General features: G+C 71.5%; 13 protein-coding genes. 8 read left to right on the top strand and 5 right to left on the bottom strand.

Annotated elements, in window-relative coordinates:
• Window positions 1-273 precede the first annotated feature (273 nt).
• The 4 genes from AB0I66_RS31140 to AB0I66_RS31125 all read right to left on the bottom strand — a co-directional run bounded on the left by AB0I66_RS31140 (window position 274) and on the right by AB0I66_RS31125 (window position 4,378).
• The gene (locus AB0I66_RS31140) at window positions 274-2,511 is read right to left on the bottom strand and encodes a heavy metal translocating P-type ATPase (RefSeq protein ID WP_363211301.1); all 2,238 of its coding nucleotides are present in this window, start codon (window positions 2,509-2,511) and stop codon (window positions 274-276) included.
• A gap of 82 nt (window positions 2,512-2,593) precedes the next feature.
• Entirely contained in the window at window positions 2,594-2,914 is a 321-nt protein-coding gene (locus tag AB0I66_RS31135) for a heavy-metal-associated domain-containing protein (RefSeq protein WP_363211300.1), read from the bottom strand.
• A gap of 132 nt (window positions 2,915-3,046) precedes the next feature.
• Window positions 3,047-3,244 (bottom strand): MarR family transcriptional regulator, encoded by a 198-nt coding sequence (locus AB0I66_RS31130; protein ID WP_363211299.1) that lies wholly within the window; start codon window positions 3,242-3,244, stop codon window positions 3,047-3,049.
• Window positions 3,245-3,478: 234 nt separating this feature from the next.
• Window positions 3,479-4,378 carry a sugar phosphate isomerase/epimerase gene (locus AB0I66_RS31125; protein ID WP_363211298.1) on the bottom strand — a complete coding sequence of 300 codons (900 nt, stop codon included), beginning with the start codon at window positions 4,376-4,378 and terminating at the stop codon, window positions 3,479-3,481.
• A 136-nt stretch (window positions 4,379-4,514) separates the two neighbouring features.
• On the opposite strand from AB0I66_RS31125, the gene iolC reads away from it, so the two are divergent.
• The 8 genes from iolC (at window position 4,515) to AB0I66_RS31085 (ending at window position 16,602) form a co-directional block, all read left to right on the top strand.
• Complete coding sequence (iolC, locus tag AB0I66_RS31120) at window positions 4,515-5,474, top strand: 5-dehydro-2-deoxygluconokinase (RefSeq protein WP_363211297.1); 960 nt, start codon at window positions 4,515-4,517, stop codon at window positions 5,472-5,474.
• A complete protein-coding gene (locus AB0I66_RS31115; protein ID WP_363211557.1) occupies window positions 5,474-6,352 on the top strand; it encodes a deoxyribose-phosphate aldolase in 879 nt (292 codons plus the stop codon). The genes iolC and AB0I66_RS31115 overlap by 1 nt, the downstream gene beginning before the upstream one ends.
• A 9-nt stretch (window positions 6,353-6,361) precedes the next feature.
• Window positions 6,362-7,177 carry a 5-deoxy-glucuronate isomerase gene (iolB, locus tag AB0I66_RS31110; RefSeq protein ID WP_363211296.1) on the top strand — a complete coding sequence of 272 codons (816 nt, stop codon included), beginning with the start codon at window positions 6,362-6,364 and terminating at the stop codon, window positions 7,175-7,177.
• A 16-nt stretch (window positions 7,178-7,193) separates the two neighbouring features.
• On the top strand, window positions 7,194-9,068 hold the full coding sequence (iolD, locus tag AB0I66_RS31105) for a 3D-(3,5/4)-trihydroxycyclohexane-1,2-dione acylhydrolase (decyclizing) (RefSeq protein WP_363211295.1): 1,875 nt from the start codon (window positions 7,194-7,196) through the stop codon (window positions 9,066-9,068).
• A 24-nt stretch (window positions 9,069-9,092) separates the two neighbouring features.
• On the top strand, window positions 9,093-10,595 hold the full coding sequence (gene mmsA, locus AB0I66_RS31100; protein WP_363211294.1) for a CoA-acylating methylmalonate-semialdehyde dehydrogenase: 1,503 nt from the start codon (window positions 9,093-9,095) through the stop codon (window positions 10,593-10,595).
• 197 nt (window positions 10,596-10,792) lie between these two features.
• The gene (locus AB0I66_RS31095; protein WP_363211293.1) at window positions 10,793-13,447 is read left to right on the top strand and encodes an alpha/beta fold hydrolase; all 2,655 of its coding nucleotides are present in this window, start codon (window positions 10,793-10,795) and stop codon (window positions 13,445-13,447) included.
• 35 nt (window positions 13,448-13,482) lie between these two features.
• Entirely contained in the window at window positions 13,483-14,343 is an 861-nt protein-coding gene (locus AB0I66_RS31090) for an ABC transporter permease (RefSeq protein ID WP_363211556.1), read from the top strand.
• 618 nt (window positions 14,344-14,961) lie between these two features.
• A complete protein-coding gene (locus tag AB0I66_RS31085) occupies window positions 14,962-16,602 on the top strand; it encodes a von Willebrand factor type A domain-containing protein (protein WP_363211292.1) in 1,641 nt (546 codons plus the stop codon).
• A 178-nt stretch (window positions 16,603-16,780) separates the two neighbouring features.
• On the opposite strand, the gene AB0I66_RS31080 is transcribed toward AB0I66_RS31085, so the two are convergent.
• The gene (locus AB0I66_RS31080; protein WP_363211291.1) at window positions 16,781-18,493 is read right to left on the bottom strand and encodes a hypothetical protein; all 1,713 of its coding nucleotides are present in this window, start codon (window positions 18,491-18,493) and stop codon (window positions 16,781-16,783) included.
• Between the last annotated feature and the right edge of the window lie 66 nt (window positions 18,494-18,559).

The following is an 18,559-nucleotide window of genomic DNA, read 5'->3' as shown; positions in this document are numbered from 1 at the left end:
ACCCGTACTGATCGGGAGGGCCGCTCAAAGCTCCCCGGTGCACGTGTCCCGGCCTACGCATTCCTAGGAACATCCCCCAAGATGTCCCCGATGTCTAGAGACGTCCCCCAAGACGTCCCTGGCATCGTCCTCTTAGACTCACGAGCCCCCCGAATGGTTACGTTGGGATCGCTGTGATCTGCGTCTCCTGCATATGTCCTGTACATGCGCAAGAGGCCCGATATGCCGATCGAGACTCAGGCGTGAGAATGCTGCGACCAAGATGTGAAGAGCTTATGTGAAGTTCCTGAGACGGAGGCTATTGGTGACAACAAAGACCGAGGAAAATGCCATCGCGGCCCCGGCGATCATCGGATTCAGGAGCCCGGCGGCGGCGAGCGGCAGTGCGGCGACGTTGTAACCGAAGGCCCAGAAGAGATTGCCCTTGATCGTGGCGAGGGTCTTACGGGAGAGCCTGATCGCGTCGGCCGCCCCGCGCAAGTCCCCGCGCACCAGCGTCAGGTCACTCGCCTCGATGGCCGCGTCCGTGCCCGTGCCCATCGCGAGGCCCAGATCGGCGGTGGCGAGCGCGGCGGCGTCGTTGACCCCGTCCCCGACCATCGCGACGACCTTGCCCTCGTCCCGCAGCCGCCGCACGACGTCGACCTTGTCCTCGGGCAGCACCTCGGCGTACACGGCGTCCGCCCCGATGCCCACGGACTGCGCCACCGCCAGGGCCACGGCGCGGTTGTCGCCGGTGAGCAGCACCGGCGTCAGACCCAGGGCACGCAGCTCGCGCACCGCGTCGGCGCTGGTGTCCTTGACGGTGTCGGCGACGGTCAGGACACCGCGGGCCACGCCGTCCCAGGCCACCAGGACGGCCGTACGGCCCGCCTCCTCGGCCCGCGCCCTGAGCGAGGCCACCGAGGCGAGTCCCTCGACTCCCGCGTCCGCCAGGAGCCGTTCACGGCCCGCGAGCACCAAGTGCCCTTCCACCGTGCCGCGCACGCCCGACCCCGCGATGTTCTCGAAGCCCTGCACGGCGGGCAGCGCGCCCACCGGGAGCCCCGACTCCGCGGCGGCGCCCGCGGCGACGGCCCGCGCCACGGGGTGCTCGGAGGCGTGCTCCAGGGCCCCCGCGAGCCGCAGCAGCTCCTTCTCCTCGGTGTCCCCGACGGCGTACACGTCCCGCAGGGTCATGCGCCCCGTCGTCACCGTCCCGGTCTTGTCCAGGACGATCGTGTCCACCCGCCGTGTGGACTCCAGGACTTCGGGGCCCTTGATGAGAATGCCGAGCTGCGCGCCCCGCCCCGTGCCGACCATCAGGGCGGTCGGGGTCGCGAGGCCCAGGGCGCACGGGCAGGCGATGATCAGGACGGCGACGGCCGCGGTGAAGGCGGCGGTCACGTCGCCCGTGGCGCCGAGCCAGCCGCCGAGCGTCGCGGTGGCGATCATCAGGACCACCGGCACGAAGATCCCCGCTATCCGGTCGGCCAGGCGCTGCACCTGGGCCTTGCCGGTCTGCGCGTCCTCCACCAGCCTGGCCATCCTGGCCAGTTGGGTGTCGGAGCCGACGCGTGTCGCCTCGACGACGAGCCGCCCCGAGACGTTCGTGGTCGCCCCGGTCACCGCGTCGCCCGCGGCCACGTCCACCGGGACGGACTCGCCGGTCAGCATCGAGACGTCGACCGCGGACGCGCCGTCGACGACGGTGCCGTCGGTCGCGACGGTCTCCCCGGGGCGTACGACGAACCGGTCGCCGACCACGAGACGCGCGACCGGTGTGCGGACCTCCGCGCCGTCGCGCAGTACGGCCGCCTCCTTGGCGCCCAGTTCGAGCAGCGTGCGCAGGGCCGCGCCCGCCTTCCGCTTCGAGCGGGCCTCCAGCCAGCGGCCGAGCAGGATGAACGTGATGACGCCCGCGGCGACCTCCAGATAGAGGGTCGAGGCGGCGTCGGCGCGCGAGACGGTGAACTCGAAACCGTGCCGCATTCCCGGCATTCCCGCGTCGCCGAGGAAGAGCGCCCACAGCGACCAGCCGAACGCGGCGAGCGTGCCCACCGACACCAGCGTGTCCATGGTCGCGGCGCCGTGCCGCAGGTTCGTGAACGCGGCACGGTGGAAGGGGTGTCCGCCCCAGACGACGACCGGCGCGGCCAGTGTCAGCGAGAGCCACTGCCAGTTGTCGAACTGGAGGGACGGGACCATCGCGAGCAGCACGACCGGCAGTGAGAGCAGCGCCGAGCCGATGAGCCGCTGACGCAGGGTGTCCGGCTCGGTGATGTCGGCGGTGGTCTCGGGAGCCTGTGGCTCGGGGGGTGCCGGGACGATCTCCGCCGCGCTGTAGCCGAGCTTCTCGACCGTCGCGATCAGCTGCGCGACCTCGACCCCTTCCGCGTACGAGACCTTCGCCTTCTCGGTGGCGAGGTTGACCGACGCGGTCACGCCCTCCACGCGGTTCAGCTTCTTCTCGATGCGGGCGGAACAGGAGGCGCAGGTCATGCCGCCGACGGCGAGTTCGACTTCGTTCATGGCTCTTTCATGCGGCTGGGGTGAAGCGGCTGCGGGCCCTGCGACGGTGTCACAGGGCCCGGGGTACCCGGCAGGGGGTGGGTCAGGCCTTGCTGACACCGGCGAGTTCGTAGCCCGCCTCGTCGACCGCGGCGCGGACCGAGGCCTCGTCGAGCGGGGCCTCGGAGACCACGGTCACCAGGCCGGTGGAGGCCACCGCCTTGACGGAGCTGACGCCGGCGATCTCCGAGATCTCCTCGCTGACGGCGCCCTCGCAGTGGCCACAGGTCATGCCGGTCACCTCGTACACGGTCGTCACGGCGCCCTGCGGCGTTCCGGCGGCGCCGTCGGAGTGGCAGGAACCGCTGGGGGAGCAGCAGGAGCCGGAGGTCTCGGCCTGCGGGAGCTCGGTCTGGGCGCTCATGTCGTTCTCCTCGATGAGGGTGCGGCGTGTGTGCGTGCCTGTATATGCGTCGTAATGTGCAGGAGTGGTCCCGGTGTTCCCGGAGACCTCCTGACACTCACACTGTATACCCCTAGGGGGTACTCCTCAAGGTCAGTCTCTGCGCCCGCGGTTGCCGGGCCTCGCGGCGACCCAGGCGCGGATGGTGTCCGCGTACCAGAAGGGCTTCCCGGACTCCACGTGGTCGGGCTCGGGGAGCAGGCCGTGCTTGCGGTAGGAGCGCACGGTGTCGGGCTGCACGCGGATGTGTGCGGCGATGTCCTTGTAGGACCAGAGCTTGCGGTCGGTCATCAGTGGCACCTCCCTGCGGTCGCCGCAGGGGCGGCTCGGGAGGAGCCGTCGGGGGAGCTGCGGCGTGACGCTGGCGATCAACTCAGCCTGTTCCCGGAGAACGACGCGGAGTGACCACCGGAGGGCGGCTGTCGACCGGCTGTGACGAGGAGCCCGCGTATACGGGACATGTGTGACAGAAAGAGGTTCTTTGTGACGCGTGTGATGCGAAGCGAACAGGGAGCCGCGAGGGAGCTAGGCGCCGCAGGAACGCAGATACGAGCGGGTGCGGCGGGCGATGGGCAGCGGCTTGTCCGGCGGGCACGGGTACATGTCCTGCTCGACGATCGCGAACAGGTCGACGCCCAGCTTCTGGGCCGCCGCGAGGACCGGCTCGATCGCGGGCACCCCGGTCGGCGGCTCGCACATCACGCCACGGGCCACGGCGGGCCCGAACGGCATCTCCTGCGCGCGCACTTCGGCCAGGACGGCCGGGTCGACCTGCTTGAGGTGCAGATAGCCGATGCGCTCGCCGTACGTCTCGATCAGCTTGACGTTGTCGCCGCCGCAGTAGGCGTAGTGGCCCGTGTCCAGGCAGAGCGAGACGAGGTCGGGGTCGGTCGCGTCGAGGAAGCGGGTGACGTTGGCCTCGTCGTCGATGTGCGTGTCGGCGTGCGGATGGACGACCACGCGCAGGCCGTAGCGCTCGCGCACCTCGTGCGCAAGGCGCTCGGTCTGGAGCGTGAGCTGACGCCACTGCTCCGGGGTGAGCGTGCGGTCCTCCAGGACCACGCCGGTCTTGTCGTCGCGCCAGAACGAGGGGATGACGACGAGGTGTTCGGCGCCCATCGCCTGCGCGAGCGCGGCGTTCTCGGCCACATGCGCCCACGTCTTGTCCCAGACGGCGGGGCCGTGGTGCAGGCCCGTGAAGACCGTCCCGGCCGACACCTTCAGGCCACGTTTTTGGGTCTCTTCGGTCAGCACGGCCGGGTCGCTCGGCAGGTAGCCGTACGGACCGAGCTCGATCCACTCGTACCCGGAGTCCGCCACCTCGTCGAGGAAACGGCTCCAGGGGACCTGACCCGGGTCCTCGGGGAACCACACCCCCCACGAGTCGGGTGCCGAACCGATCCGGATGCGTGACAGCGTCGTCATGTCTTCAAGCTTTCAGGCCGCCGCGGAACGGTGTCAAGGAGTGGTCCGAATGTAAGGACAATGTGTTGACAGGGGTGATGGGGCGGAATAGACCTAGGGGTGGCCTCAAGGGGGCGATGTCGAGAGGGAGTGCAGGGTGACCGATCCGTACGACGTGATCACGATGGGCCGGATCGGGGTGGATCTGTATCCCCTGCAGGCCGGGGTGGCGCTCGCCGACGTCAGCACGTTCGGCAAGTTCCTGGGCGGCTCCGCGTCGAACGTCGCCGTCGCCGCGTCCCGGCTCGGCCGCCGCGTCGCGCTCGTCACCCGCACCGGCCAGGACCCCTTCGGGGACTATCTGCACCGGGAGCTGCGGGAGTTCGGTGTCGACGACCGGTGGGTGAGCGCGGTCGCCGGCCTGCCGACCCCGGTGACCTTCTGCGAGATCTTCCCGCCGGACGACTTTCCGCTCTACTTCTACCGGCAGCCCAAGGCGCCCGACCTGGAGATGTACGAGAAGGAGCTCGACCTGGACGCCATCGCCTCCGCCCGGGTGTTCTGGATGACGGGCACGGGGCTCTGCGCGGAGCCCAGCAGGTCGACGACGCTGGCCGCGCTGCGCCACCGGGCGAAGGCGGGGCTCACCGTCTTCGACCTCGACTGGCGGCCGATGTTCTGGGAGCGGGCCGAGGAGGCGCGGGGCTTCTACGCCCAGGCGCTCGCGCAGGCCACCGTCGCCGTCGGCAACCTCGACGAGGTCGAGATCGCCACGGGCGTGCGGGAACCGGACGCCGCCGCCCGCGCGTTGCTCGACTCCGGCGTCGAACTCGCCGTCGTCAAGCAAGGCCCCGAGGGGGTCCTCGCGATGAACCGCGCGGGTGAGCGCGCACAGGTGCCGCCGCTGCCCGTGACGGTGCTCAACGGCCTCGGCGCCGGGGACGCCTTCGGCGGCGCGCTGTGCCACGGGCTGCTCGCGGGCTGGGAGTTGGAGCGGATCATGCGGTACGCGAACGCGGCGGGGGCGATCGTCGCCTCCCGCCTTGAGTGCTCCTCCGCGATGCCGTTCCCGGACGAGGTCGAGGCGGCCCTTGCGGCGGGAGCCGTTGACGCATGATGGACCTCTCCGAGCTCATCCGGGTCAGGGCCCAGCACCCCGAGGCCATCGCCGAGGCAGCCGCCCGGCGCGTCCGGCGCCCGCTGCTCGGCGACAGCGGGCGGCTCATGATCATCGCCGCCGACCACCCCGCCCGGGGCGCCCTCTCCGTGGGCGGGGACAGGCTGGCCATGGCCCACCGCGGGGACCTGCTCGAACGGCTCTGCCTGGCGCTCTCACGGCCCCGGGTGGACGGCGTGCTCGCCACCGCCGACATCCTCGAAGACCTCCTGCTGCTCGGCGCCCTCGACGGCAAGGTCGTCATGGGGTCGATGAACCGCGGTGGGCTCGCGGGGGCCTCCTTCGAGCTGGACGACCGGTTCACGGGCTACCGGGCCGAGGACATCGACCGGCTCGGGTTCGACGCGGGGAAGCTCCTGCTGCGGGTCGACTACGACGACTCCGGGTCGCTCGACACGCTGCACGCCAGCGCCCGCGCCGTCGACGCCATGGCCGCCCGCAGACTGCCCGTCTTCGTCGAGCCGTTCCTCTGCCGCCGCGCCCCCGAGGGCGGGCCGCCGCGCAACGACCTGAGCGCCGAGGCCGTCACGACGTCCATCGCCATCGCCTCGGGGCTCGCCGGAACATCGGCGTACACCTGGCTGAAGGTCCCGGTGACCGAGAATCCGGACGACATGGCGCGCGTCATGGAGACCTCGACCCTGCCCGCCGTCCTCCTGGGAGGTGACCTCGGTGACGACAGTGACGCCGCGTACGAGAAGTGGCGCGGGGCGCTCCAACTGCCCACCGTGCACGGCCTCGTCGCGGGGCGCACGCTGCTGTACCCGGCGGACGGCGACGTGGCGGGCGCCGTCGACACCGCCGTCGGACTGCTGTAGGAGGGCCACATGACGTACGTACCGAAGGGCAGCGCGGCCGAAGGGCCGTACGCCCTCGAACTCGACCCGAAGCGGTCCGGTCTGGTCTATTCCGCGCTGCGCGTGGTCGACATCGAACCCGGCACCACACACTCCTTCGCCACCGGGGAGAGTGAATGGATCGTGCTCCCGCTGACCGGCGGCTGTACGGTGCACGCAGAAGGCGAGATCATTGAACTGCTGGGCCGGAAGAGCGTGTTCAGCGGAGTGAGCGACTTCGCCTACGTGCCTCGTGACGCCCAGATCCAGATCGCCTCCGGCGCGGGAGGCCGCTTCGCCCTGGCAGGAGCGAAGTGCGAGCGTCGACTCCCCGCCCGCTACGGCTCCGCGCCGGAGGTTTCCGTCGAACACCGCGGCAGCGGCACCTGCGCCCGCGAGGTCCGCAACTTCGCGTCCGCCGACGCCTTCGACTGCGACCGCCTCATCGCCGTCGAGGTGATCACTCCCGGCGGCAACTGGTCCTCGTACCCGCCGCACAAGCACGACGAGCACCGCCCGGGTGTGGAGGCGGAACTCGAAGAGATCTACTACTTCGAGATCGAGCCCGGCGACGCGGGACAAGAAGGCTTCGGCTACCAGCGGGTCTTCCCGTCCCGCCCCGGCGGCACCGACGTCCTGGCCGAGGTCCGGACGGGGGACGCCGTGCTGGTCCCCGACGGCTGGCACGGCCCGTCGATCGCCCAGCCGGGGCACAGCATGTACTACCTGAACGTGATGGCCGGTCCCGGCGAGGAGCGGGAGTGGCGGATCTGCTTCCACCCCGACCACACGGAGGGATACCGATGACAGTGGAGGGAAAGCGATGACCTCGATCAGGCTGACCACCGCGCAGGCCCTGGTCCGCTTCCTGTCCCGGCAGTTCACCGAGCGCGACGGCGAGCGGCAGCGGCTGATCGGCGCCACCTGGGGCATCTTCGGGCACGGGAACGTGGCGGGCATCGGCCAGGCGCTCGTCGAGTACGCCGACGAGATGCCCTTCCACCAGGGCCGCAACGAACAGGCCATGGTGCACGCCGCCGTCGGGTACGCCCGCCAGTCGGGCCGCCTGTCCACGCACGCCGTCACCACTTCCATCGGCCCCGGCGCGACCAACCTCGTGACGGGCGCCGCGCTCGCGGCCATCAACCACCTGCCCGTCCTCCTCCTGCCGGGCGACATCTTCGCGACCCGCCCCGCCGACCCGGTGCTTCAGCAGCTCGAAGTCCCGTACGCGGGCGACGTATCGGTGAACGACTGCCTGCGCCCGGTGTCGAAGTACTTCGACCGCGTGACCCGCCCCGAGGCCCTGATCCCGGCCGCGCTCGCCGCGATGCGCGTCCTGACGGACCCGGCGGACACCGGCGCCGTCACGCTCGCGCTTCCGCAGGACGTCCAGGCGGAGGCGTACGACTGGCCGGAGGAGTTCTTCGCGGAGCGGGTGTGGGGCGTGCGCCGTCAGGCGCCCGATCCGCGCGAACTGGACGTCGCCGCACGGGCCGTGCGCGCGGCGTGGCGCCCGCTGATCGTCGCGGGCGGCGGAGTCCACCACAGCGCGGCCGAGGAGGCGCTGCGGGCCCTCGCGGACGCGACCGGCATCCCCGTCGCCTCCACCCAGGCCGGGAAGGGCTCCCTGCGGTTCGACCACCCCGCGGACGTCGGCGGCATCGGGCACACGGGCACGGCCACGGCCGACGAACTCGCGCGCACCGCGGACCTGGTGATCGGCGTCGGCACCCGCTACAGCGACTTCACCACCGCGTCCGGCACCCTCTTCACCGAGCCCGCCGTGCGCTTCCTGAACCTCAACATCGCCGCGTTCGACGGCCACAAGATGGCGGGCACGCCCCTGATCGCGGACGCGCGCGCCGGCCTGGAGGCGCTGACCGAAGCCCTGGAGGGGTGGCGCGTGCCGCCCGCGTACGTCGGCGAGTACACCGAGGACAAGGCGCGCTGGGAGCATCGCGTCGACGCGGCGTACGCGGCCGACGAACCCGACGTACGGCCCACACAGCTCCAAGTCCTCGGATTGCTGGACAAGTTGGTCACGGACGAGGACGTGCTCATCAACGCGGCGGGCTCGCTCCCCGGAGATCTCCACAAGCTGTGGAGGACGCGCTCACCCCGGCAATACCACGTCGAGTACGGCTACTCCTGCATGGGATACGAGATCCCCGCCTCGATCGGCGTCGCGCTCGCGGCGCCGGGCCGTCCGGTCTGGGCGCTGGTGGGCGACGGGACGTATCTGATGATGCCCACCGAAATCGTCACGGCCGTCCAGGAGAACATTCCGGTCAAGGTCGTGATCCTGCAGAACCACGGGTACGCGTCCATCGGTGGGCTCTCCGAGTCCGTCGGCGCGGAGCGGTTCGGCACGGCCTACCGCTACCGGGAGGCGGACGGGACGTACACCGGCGCACCGCTGCCGGTGGATCTCGCGGCCAACGCGGCCTCGCTCGGGATGCGTGTGATTCGCGCCAAAACAGTGGCTGACCTGCGGGATGCCCTCGCGGACGCGCGGGCGGCCGAGGGTCCCACATGTGTCTACGTGGAGACGGAAACGGCAGACACAGTGTCGCCCCCGCCCCCGGCGCAGGCGTGGTGGGATGTGCCCGTGGCCGAGACCGCGGACCGACCGTCGGCGGTCGAGGCCAGGAAAGAGTACGACCGGCACGTCTCAGCCCGACGCCGCCACCTGTGAGATGTGAGAGTAGGGATGCTTGTCATGACGAAGACCGTCAACCACTGGATCGGTGGCAAGACTGTCGAGGGCGCGTCGGGTACGTACGGCCCGGTGACCGACCCCGCGACCGGCGCCGTCACCACGCAGGTCGCCTTCGCGAACGTGGACGAGGTGGACGCCGCCGTCGCCTCCGCACGCGAGGCGTACGCCACGTGGGGCAAGTCGTCGCTCGCCAAGCGCACCTCGGTCCTCTTCGCCTTCCGCGCGCTCCTGGACGCCAACCGCGACGCGATCGCCGAGCTGATCACCGCGGAGCACGGCAAGGTGCACTCGGACGCGCTCGGTGAGGTCGCCCGCGGCCTGGAGATCGTGGACCTCGCCTGCGGGATCACGGTCCAGCTCAAGGGCGAGCTGTCGACGGAGGTCGCCTCGCGCGTGGACGTCTCGTCCATCCGCCAGCCGCTCGGTGTCGTCGCGGGCATCACGCCGTTCAACTTCCCGGCCATGGTGCCGATGTGGATGTTCCCGCTGGCCATCGCGTGCGGCAACACCTTCGTGCTGAAGCCGTCGGAAAAGGACCCGTCGGCCGCGCTGAAGATCGCGGAGCTGCTGAGCGAGGCCGGTCTCCCGGACGGCGTCTTCAACGTCGTGCACGGCGACAAGGTGGCCGTCGACCGCCTCCTGGAGCACCCGGACGTGGCGGCCGTCTCCTTCGTCGGCTCCACGCCGATCGCCCGCTACATCCACACCACCGCGACCGCCAACGGCAAGCGCGTCCAGGCGCTCGGCGGCGCCAAGAACCACATGCTGGTCCTGCCGGACGCGGACCTCGACGCGGCGGCCGACGCGGCCGTCTCGGCGGCGTACGGCTCGGCGGGCGAGCGCTGCATGGCCATCTCGGCCGTCGTCGCGGTCGGCTCGGTCGGCGACGAACTGGTCGCCAAGATCAAGGAGCGGGCCGAGAAGATCAAGATCGGCCCCGGCAACGACCCGGCGTCGGAGATGGGCCCGCTGATCACCGCCGCCCACCGCGACAAGGTCGCCTCGTACGTCACCGGGGCCGCGGCCGAGGGCTGCGAGGTCGTCCTCGACGGCACAGGCCACACGGTCGAGGGCTTCGAGGACGGCCACTGGATCGGCCTCTCGCTCCTGGACCGCGTGCCGGTGACGGCCGCCGCGTACAAGGACGAGATCTTCGGCCCCGTCCTGTGCGTGCTGCGCGTCGACACGTACGAGGAGGGTGTGGCGCTGATGAACGCCTCGCCCTTCGGCAACGGCACCGCGATCTTCACGCGGGACGGCGGCGCCGCGCGGCGCTTCCAGCTGGAGATCGAGGCGGGCATGGTCGGCGTGAACGTCCCGATCCCGGTGCCGGTCGGCTACCACTCCTTCGGTGGCTGGAAGGACTCCCTGTTCGGAGATCACCACATCTACGGAAATGACGGGACGCACTTCTACACCCGCGGCAAGGTCGTCACGACCCGCTGGCCGGACCCGTCGGACGCGCCGGAGGGCGTGGACCTGGGCTTCCCGCGGAACCACTGAGGGCGGGTTCGGCCGGTCATGAGGGTCCCCCCTGCTCCTTGAGAGCCTGGGGGAGTTTGCGGACATCCGTGCGGGGCACGAGGGCCTGCCGTACCGCATCCGTGGTACGGCTCGCTCGTGTCCTACTCCTCAGGTAGGCAAGCGGGTTCAGACCACCGGCTGCCTCGTATGTCAGCCCTCGCCCGTACGGTTGACACATGGATCTACGACTGCCCAGGCGCAGACTGCTCGCCGCCGCGGCCGCCCTCGCCATCCTGGCGGGGGCCGGCACGTGGACGGCGGCGGCCTCGGACGACGGGCCCGCCGTGCACCGCGAGGATCGCCTCATGGAGATGCCCGGCGTGGACAAAACGGGCGGCGCGAAGATCGACACCTCGTACTTCACCGCGGGCGACCCGGACACGAAGCGCCCCGCCGTCCTCATCGGCCACGGCTTCGGCGGCAGCAAGAACGACCTGCGCGCCCAGGCCGAGGAACTGGCCGAAAAGGGATACGCGGTACTGACCTGGTCGGCCCGCGGCTTCGGCAAGTCCACCGGCAAGATCGGCCTGAACGACCCGAAGGGCGAGGTCGCCGACGCCCGCCGCCTCATCGACTGGCTGGCGAAGCGCCCCGAGGTGCAGCTGGACAAGAAGGGCGACCCCCGCGTCGGCATGACCGGAGCCTCGTACGGGGGCGCGGTCTCCCTGCTGGCCGCCGGGTACGACGACCGGGTGGACGCCATCGCCCCCCAGATCACGTACTGGAATCTGAGCGACGCACTCTTCCCGAACGGCGTCTTCAAGAAGCTCTGGGCCGGGCTCTTCATCAACACCGGCGGCGGCTGCGAGCGCTTCGAGAAGCAGCTGTGCGAGATGTACAACCGCGTCGCGGAGGCCGGGAAGCCGGACGCCGCCGCGCAGAAGCTCCTCGCCGCCCGCAGCCCCGAAGCCGTCGGCGACCGCATCGACGTGCCCGCCCTGCTCTTCCAGGGCCAGTCCGACTCCCTCTTCCCGCTCGGTCAGGCCGACCGCATCTCGCAGGCGATCCGGGGCAACCACGCGCCCGTGTCCGTCGACTGGATCTCGGGCGGCCACGACGGCGGCGACCGCGAGACGGGGCGGGTGGAGACGCGCATCGGCTCGTGGTTCGACCGCTACCTGAAGGACGACAAGGGCGCGGACACCGGCCCCGCCTTCCGCGTCACCCGCACCGGCGGCATCGACTCCACCGACGGCGCGGCGCAACTGCGCGGCGCGAGCGGCGACCGGTACCCCGGCCTGGAGAGCGGGCAGCGCAAGATCGCGCTCAGCGGGCGCGACCCGCAGCGCGTCGAGAACCCCGCGGGCGCCGCGCCGCCCGCCATCTCCGCGCTGCCCGGCGCGGGCGGCGGCGGACTCAACCAGCTCTCCTCGCTCGGCGTCGGCGTCTCCCTCGACTTCCCCGGCCAGCACGCCGCGTTCCAGTCGGCGCCGTTCAAGGACGACCTGCGGATCACCGGCTCACCGAAGGTGCGGGTGCACGTCAAGTCCGACAGCGAGGACGCCGTGCTCTTCGGCAAGGTGTACGACGTCGGGCCCGGCGGCGGCCAGAAGGTGCTGCCCTCGCAGCTGGTCTCGCCGATCCGCGTGGAGGGCGCGAAGGCGGGCAAGGACGTGACCATCACCCTGCCCGCAGTCGACCACGACGTGCAGAAGGGCCACCGTCTGCGCCTCGTCCTCGCCTCGACGGACCTGGGCTACGCCTCCCCGGCGAAGCCCGCCACCTACACGGTGTCCGTGCAGGGCGACCTGTCGGTCCCGACGGCGCCCGGCGTGAAGACGGCGGCGGCCCCGCTGCCCGCCTGGGTGTGGTGGCTCCCCGTGGCCGGAGCGGTCATCGCGGTCCTGCTCCTGATCACCGCAAGGCGCCGCACCTCGGCGCCCGCACCGGACCCGCAGCTCGCCGAAGTCCCCCTGGTCATCACGGACCTGAGCAAGCGGTACGCCAAGTCGACCGACCGTTACGCGGTCCGTGACCTCTCCTTCGCGGTCGAGAAGGGCCAGGTGCTCGGCCTCCTCGGCCCGAACGGCGCGGGCAAGACGACGACCCTGCGCATGCTCATGGGCCTGATCCGGCCCGACGCGGGCGAGATCCGCGTCTTCGGCCAGGCGATCCGGCCCGGCGCCCCGGTCCTCTCCCGGGTCGGCGCGTTCGTCGAGGGCGCGGGCTTCCTGCCGCACCTCTCCGGCCGCGAGAACCTGGAGCTGTACTGGAAGGCCACCGGCCGCCCCGCCGAGGACGCCCGCATGGACGAGGCGCTGGAGATCGCCGGGCTCGGTGACGCGCTGGCCCGCGCGGTGCGCACGTACTCGCAGGGCATGCGGCAGCGGCTCGCCATCGCCCAGGCGATGCTCGGCATGCCGGACCTGCTGATCCTCGACGAACCGACCAACGGCCTCGACCCGCCACAGATCCGCGAGATGCGCGAGGTGATGATCCGGTACGCGCGAGGCGGCCGCACGGTCATCGTCTCCAGCCATCTCCTCGCCGAGGTCGAGCAGTCCTGCACCCACCTGGTGGTCATGGACCGCGGCCGGCTGATCCAGGCGGGCCCGGTCGCCGAGATCGTCGGTTCGGGCGACACGCTCCTGGTGGGCCTCGCGGACGCCGTCTCCGACCCGATGGTCGACAAGGTGGGCGCCCTGCCCGGCGTCGCGTCGGCGGTCCGCGCGGACGGCGGCCTCCTCGTACGCCTGGACGGCACGGAGGCAGGCAGCGCGGCACGGCTGCTGCCCGAACTGGTGCGCCTGGAGCTGCCGGTGGAGTCCATGGGCCCGCACCGCCGCCTCGAGGACGCGTTCCTGACCCTGATCGACGGAGGCACCGCATGAGCGCCACAGCCACCGGGCCCGGCACGGAGCCGGGCATGCATCCGGGCACGGAGCGCGCCACGGCTCCCGGCTACCGCCCCGGCCGCACGCTGCCGCTGCGGGTCGAGGCGATGCGCCAACTGAAGCGGCGCAGGACCTTGGTCATGGCGGGGGTGATGACCCTGCTGCCCTTCGTGCTCGTCGCGGCGTTCGCCATCGCCGGTTCACCGGAGTCCCGAAGCGGCCGGGTGACGCTGATGGACACGGCCACGGCCTCCGGCGGAAACTTCGCGGCGACGTGCCTGTTCGTCTCCGCCGGTTTCCTCCTCGTCATCCCCGTCGCGCTGTTCTGCGGGGACACGGTGGCCTCGGAGGCAAGCTGGTCGTCCCTGCGCTACCTGCTGGCGGCCCCCGTCCCACGGGCCCGCCTCCTGTGGTCGAAGCTGGCCGTCGCGCTCGGCCTCAGCGCTGCGGCCATGGTGCTGCTCCCCTTGATCGCCCTCGCGGTCGGAACGGCGGCCTACGGCTGGGGCCCTCTAGAAATCCCAACTGGCGGCACGATGCCCGCCGGCACGGCCGCGCAGCGCCTGGTGATCGTCGTGGCGTACATCTTTATCTCCCAACTGGTCACGGCCGCGCTCGCGTTCTGGCTCTCCACAAAGACCGACGCGCCCCTGGGCGCGGTGGGCGGCGCGGTCGGCCTGACCATCGTCGGCAACGTCCTGGACGCGGTGACGGCACTGGGCAGCTGGCGCGACTTCCTCCCGGCGCACTGGCAGTTCGCCTGGGCGGACGCGATCCAGCCCAAGATGGAGTGGAGCGGAATGATCCAGGGCTCCGCAGTCTCGGTGGCATACGCACTGGTGCTGTTCGCGCTGGCCTTCAGGGGGTTCGCACGGAAGGACGTGGTGTCGTGAGGGAGGCTTCCAGCGTGTCCGGCACTTGAGGGCTCGTTCCCACGGGTTCTCAGCCCGTCCGGCGTCTGAGGACGAACTCGGCGGAGCCGGTGACCGATGTCGCGCAGGGCCGGGGGCTAGCCGGTCGGGCGTTTGTGGACGAGCTTGGGGGAGCCGGTGACTGGCGTTGCGCAGGGCTGGGGGCTAGCCGGTCGGGCGTTTGTGGACGAGCTTGGGGGGGCCGGTGACTGGCGTTGCGCAGGGCTGGGGGCTAGCCGGTCGGGCGTTTGTGGACGAGCTTGGGGGGCCGGTGACTGGCGTTGCGCAGGGCTGGGGGCTAGCCGGTCGGGCGTTTGTGGACGAGCTTGGGGGAGTCGGTGACTGGCGTCGTGCAGGGCCGGGGGCTAGCCTGTCCGGCGTTTGAGGACGAACGCGGCGGAGCCGGTGACTGACGTCGCGCAAGGCCGGGGGCCAGCCGGTCCGGCGCTTGAGGACGAACTCGGCGGAGCCGGTGATCAGAACCCCCCAAGGCCCAGGGGCCCGTTCCCGCATTGAGACTCTTCCGCAACCCTTTCGAGCGAGCGTTCACGGAGCCCCCCGCGTCACAGTCATGTGAACCGACGACGCGAGGGGGCCGGGATGCGGACCTGGAAAGTACGGCGGGGGCTGCTCGCCGCAGCCGTGGCGGGCGGGCTCGTGCTCACCGGGTGCAACTCCGGCGGGGAGAACACGGACCGGTCCGCCGCCGACAAGAGCGGCAGGGAACGGCGCGGCTCGGCCCCGCTGCCCGCCCCGGGCCCCGCCTCGCCCGGCACCGGCGACGCGGTCACCCCCGGAGAGCAACAGGACGAAAAGGGGCGCGGCTTCACCCCGCGCCCCGACTACCTCTCCACGTTCGCCCTGGACGTGGACACCGCCTCCTACGGCTTCGCCCGCCGCACCCTCGCCGAAGGCCGCCTCCCGGACCCGGCGACCGTGCGCCCCGAGGAGTTCGTCAACAGCTTCCGCCAGGACTATCCGCGCCCCGACGGCGACGGCTTCTCGGTGAGCGTGGACGGCGCCCGCACCGAGGACGACGACTGGTCCCTGATGCGGGTGGGCCTCGCCACCCACGGCGACACGTCGGACGGCGAACGCCCGCCCGCCGCCCTCACCTTCGTGATCGACGTCTCCGGTTCGATGGCGGAGCCCGGCCGCCTCGACCTGGTCAAGGAGTCGCTCGCGATCATGACCGACGAGCTGCGCGACGACGACTCCATCGCGCTCGTCACCTTCAGCGACAGCGCGGAGACCGTACTGCGCATGACCCGCCTCGGCGATCACCGCGGCAAGGTGCACTCGGCGATCAGCGCCATGGAACCCACCCAGTCCACCAACCTGGAGGCAGGCGTCCGCACGGGGTACGACACCGCGGTGGGCGGCCGGCGCGACGGCGCGACCAACCGCGTCGTGCTCCTCTCCGACGCCCTCGCCAACACCGGTGAGACCAGCGCCGACGGCATCCTGGAGCGCATCTCCGACGCCCGCCGCGAACACGGCATCACCCTCTTCGGGGTCGGCGTCGGCAGCGACTACGGCGACGCCCTGATGGAACGCCTCGCCGACAAGGGCGACGGCCACACCACCTACGTGTCCGACACCGAGGAGGCCCGCAAGGTCTTCTGCGAGCAGCTCCCCGCCAACATCGAGCTACGGGCCCGCGACGCGAAGGCACAGGTCGCCTTCGACCCGCGGACGGTCAAACAGTTCCGGCTCATCGGCTACGACAACCGCGCGGTCGCCGACGACGACTTCCGCGACGACAGCGTGGACGGCGGCGAGGTCGGCCCCGGACACACCGTGACCGCGCTGTATGCCGTACGGATGAGGCCGGGCGAGACCGGACACGTGGCGACGGCCAGCGTCCGCTGGCTCGACCCCGACAGCCGTGCCCCGCACGAGGAGTCGAACGAGATCGAGTCCGGGGACATGGAGGGCGGCCTGTGGGACGCCGACCGCGGCCTGCGCACCGCGGCGGTCGCCGCCTACTTCGCGGACGGCCTGCGGCACGGCACCGGCACGACGGCCGACGCCCCCGAGCCCTCTTGGCGGCCGCTGCCCGGCGCGCCCACCTTCGCGGAACTGGCACGAAGCGCCGAGGAGTTGTCGTCGGACGCGGACGGCGACAAACCCCTGCGGGACCTCGCGACCGCCGTCCGCCAGGCGGACCGCCTGAAGGGCGGTTCCGAGCACGGCGGAAGCGGGGGAGAGGACGAGGGCGAGATCACCGACGGCCTCTGACACCAGCGGGGTCCTAGGCCCCTTCTGACGGATCTCTGTGGCGTCGCGACGCCCGGCACGCACCCTCGCCGCACGGCGCAAAGGGACAGGTGGCTCCGCCACATGACCCTTCACACCGCGCGCCGAGCGCACGCACCGAACGCCGCTCCTTCTTCCACAGAGATCCACCAGAAGGGACCTAGCGCCGGCCGCAGAGCTGACGCTCGGCCCGCACCGGGTCGTTGGGGAAGCGGAACGAGGTGCGCTCCCAGACGCCGGTGACATTGCGCAGGAACCTGCCGGGCGTCATCGGGTCCCGCGTCGCCGCCCGCAGCTCGGCCAGCGGACCGCAGTCGAGCGCACGCCGGGCGGCGGCGACACCCGCCGGATCGAGGCCCTCGGGGAGGGGGCCACGGCCACGGTCGGCGAAGATCCACGTGTCCGGCAGCCGCTTGTCGTGACCCACGCGGGCGTCGAGGCGCTCGGAGTGCGCGGCCAGCGGATAGGCGAGCCCGATCGGGTCGAGGGCGGCACCGTCCCGAGGCACCACGGTGCCGTTGAAGCCGAGGGTGCTGTAGACGCCGGTGATCGTGGGGGAGTTGGCGCCGACGGCAGTCCTGGCGAGGAACAGGCCGGGCATGCCCGCACGGTCGGCCTCGCGCACGAGACGGGCGTACGCGACGTTGCTCGGGTAGCCCGCGAAGTCGTGGTGGAGGGGGTGGGCCGCCGCGTTCTGCCGGACGTACACACCGCGCTCGTCCGCGACGCCGCCGGGCCCGATCCGCCCCTCGTACGGAATCCGCAGCCAGCTCGCGCAGGCCACGGCCCAGATCCCGACGCCCACCGTGGCGATGGTCCACGCGCGCGTGCAGGGCACCAGGAAGACCGGCAGGAGCATGAGGAGCAGCCCCGGCAGGAACATCCGGCCGTGCATGAAGTCGCCGCCCACCTTGATGACGTAGACCCAGCAGAGGATTCCCGCGACGACGGGCGCGAGCGCGGGAACGAGGGAAGCGACGTCCCGCCGGACGGCCGTCGCGGGCAGCAGCGCGGCGAGCAGGAACAGCGCGGGCACCCAGAGGAGATAGGGCCCGGCGAAGTCCGCGAGGTAGTCGAAGCCGCGCCCCCACAGGCTCTGCGAGGCCTCCTTGGTCACGCCGGGCAGCGGCATCAGCTGCCCGTAGTACCCGATCCGGAAGATCTCGTACGCGACCGGCAGGACGAGGGCCGCTCCCAGGCCGCCGAGGGCGGTCCGCCGCGCGGGCCGCGCGATCAGCCACTGAGCGCCGAGAAAGACGGCGGACACGAGCGCCAGGTCGGGCCGCACGAGAGGGCCGAGACCCAGGATCACGCACGTCGTGAGCGACTTGGCCCGGGTCACCAGGAGGAGCCAGGCGCCCGCGATCCAGCAGGTGGCGAGCCCGGTCTCCAGGCCCGAGGTCGCGAAGTCCCAGACGGGCGGCAGCGCGAGCAGGACGAGGCAGCCGAGGGGGAGGACCGCCTTGGTCGTGTCGCTCGCGTTGTGTGCGTTCAGCCGCAGCGCCCCGAGCGAGGCGAGCGCGAACCCGGCCGCGGTCAGCAGCAGCCCGCCGTACATCGCGGCCCTGGCGATGTCGAGGCCCGGCAGCCCCGCGAGCACGAGCAGCCACTGCCAGAGAGTGCCGGTGGAGGACTCGGCGCGTTCGCCCGCGTTGAAGACGGGGCCGTTGCCGGCCAGGATCTGCCGGACCGTACGGACGTAGATGTGCCCGTCGTCGGACATCCAGCGCCGCTGGAACCCGGCGAACGCGATGACACAGGCCGGCAGCAGACAGAGGACGCCGCGCCGGAGCCTTCGCCCGGCGTCGCTTCGGCTGTTGATCAGCCCGAGGACGGCGTCGGGCTCACGGAGGGAGAGTTGCGTCGACGTCATGATCTTTTCATCGGCGCCGTCCGGGCGTGGCTTGAGAGCGGGGCTTCCACGACAACCCGAGGCCAA

It is taken from the genome of Streptomyces sp. NPDC050439 (genome assembly GCF_040655335.1).
Lineage (GTDB): Bacteria > Actinomycetota > Actinomycetes > Streptomycetales > Streptomycetaceae > Streptomyces.
The sequence above is the reverse complement of the archived record's forward strand: the minus strand, read 5'-3'. Positions and strand labels throughout refer to the sequence as shown.

Coding starts and splice junctions, on each gene's coding strand:
- AB0I66_RS31140 (WP_363211301.1), bottom strand. CDS start 2,511: ATGAACGAAGTCGAACTCGCCGTCGGCGGCATGACCTGCGCCTCCTGT.
- AB0I66_RS31135 (WP_363211300.1), bottom strand. CDS start 2,914: ATGAGCGCCCAGACCGAGCTCCCGCAGGCCGAGACCTCCGGCTCCTGC.
- AB0I66_RS31130 (WP_363211299.1), bottom strand. CDS start 3,244: ATGACCGACCGCAAGCTCTGGTCCTACAAGGACATCGCCGCACACATC.
- AB0I66_RS31125 (WP_363211298.1), bottom strand. CDS start 4,378: ATGACGACGCTGTCACGCATCCGGATCGGTTCGGCACCCGACTCGTGG.
- AB0I66_RS31115 (WP_363211557.1), top strand. CDS start 5,474: ATGGACCTCTCCGAGCTCATCCGGGTCAGGGCCCAGCACCCCGAGGCC.
- iolB (WP_363211296.1), top strand. CDS start 6,362: ATGACGTACGTACCGAAGGGCAGCGCGGCCGAAGGGCCGTACGCCCTC.
- iolD (WP_363211295.1), top strand. CDS start 7,194: ATGACCTCGATCAGGCTGACCACCGCGCAGGCCCTGGTCCGCTTCCTG.
- mmsA (WP_363211294.1), top strand. CDS start 9,093: ATGACGAAGACCGTCAACCACTGGATCGGTGGCAAGACTGTCGAGGGC.
- AB0I66_RS31095 (WP_363211293.1), top strand. CDS start 10,793: ATGGATCTACGACTGCCCAGGCGCAGACTGCTCGCCGCCGCGGCCGCC.
- AB0I66_RS31090 (WP_363211556.1), top strand. CDS start 13,483: ATGCATCCGGGCACGGAGCGCGCCACGGCTCCCGGCTACCGCCCCGGC.
- AB0I66_RS31085 (WP_363211292.1), top strand. CDS start 14,962: ATGCGGACCTGGAAAGTACGGCGGGGGCTGCTCGCCGCAGCCGTGGCG.
- AB0I66_RS31080 (WP_363211291.1), bottom strand. CDS start 18,493: ATGACGTCGACGCAACTCTCCCTCCGTGAGCCCGACGCCGTCCTCGGG.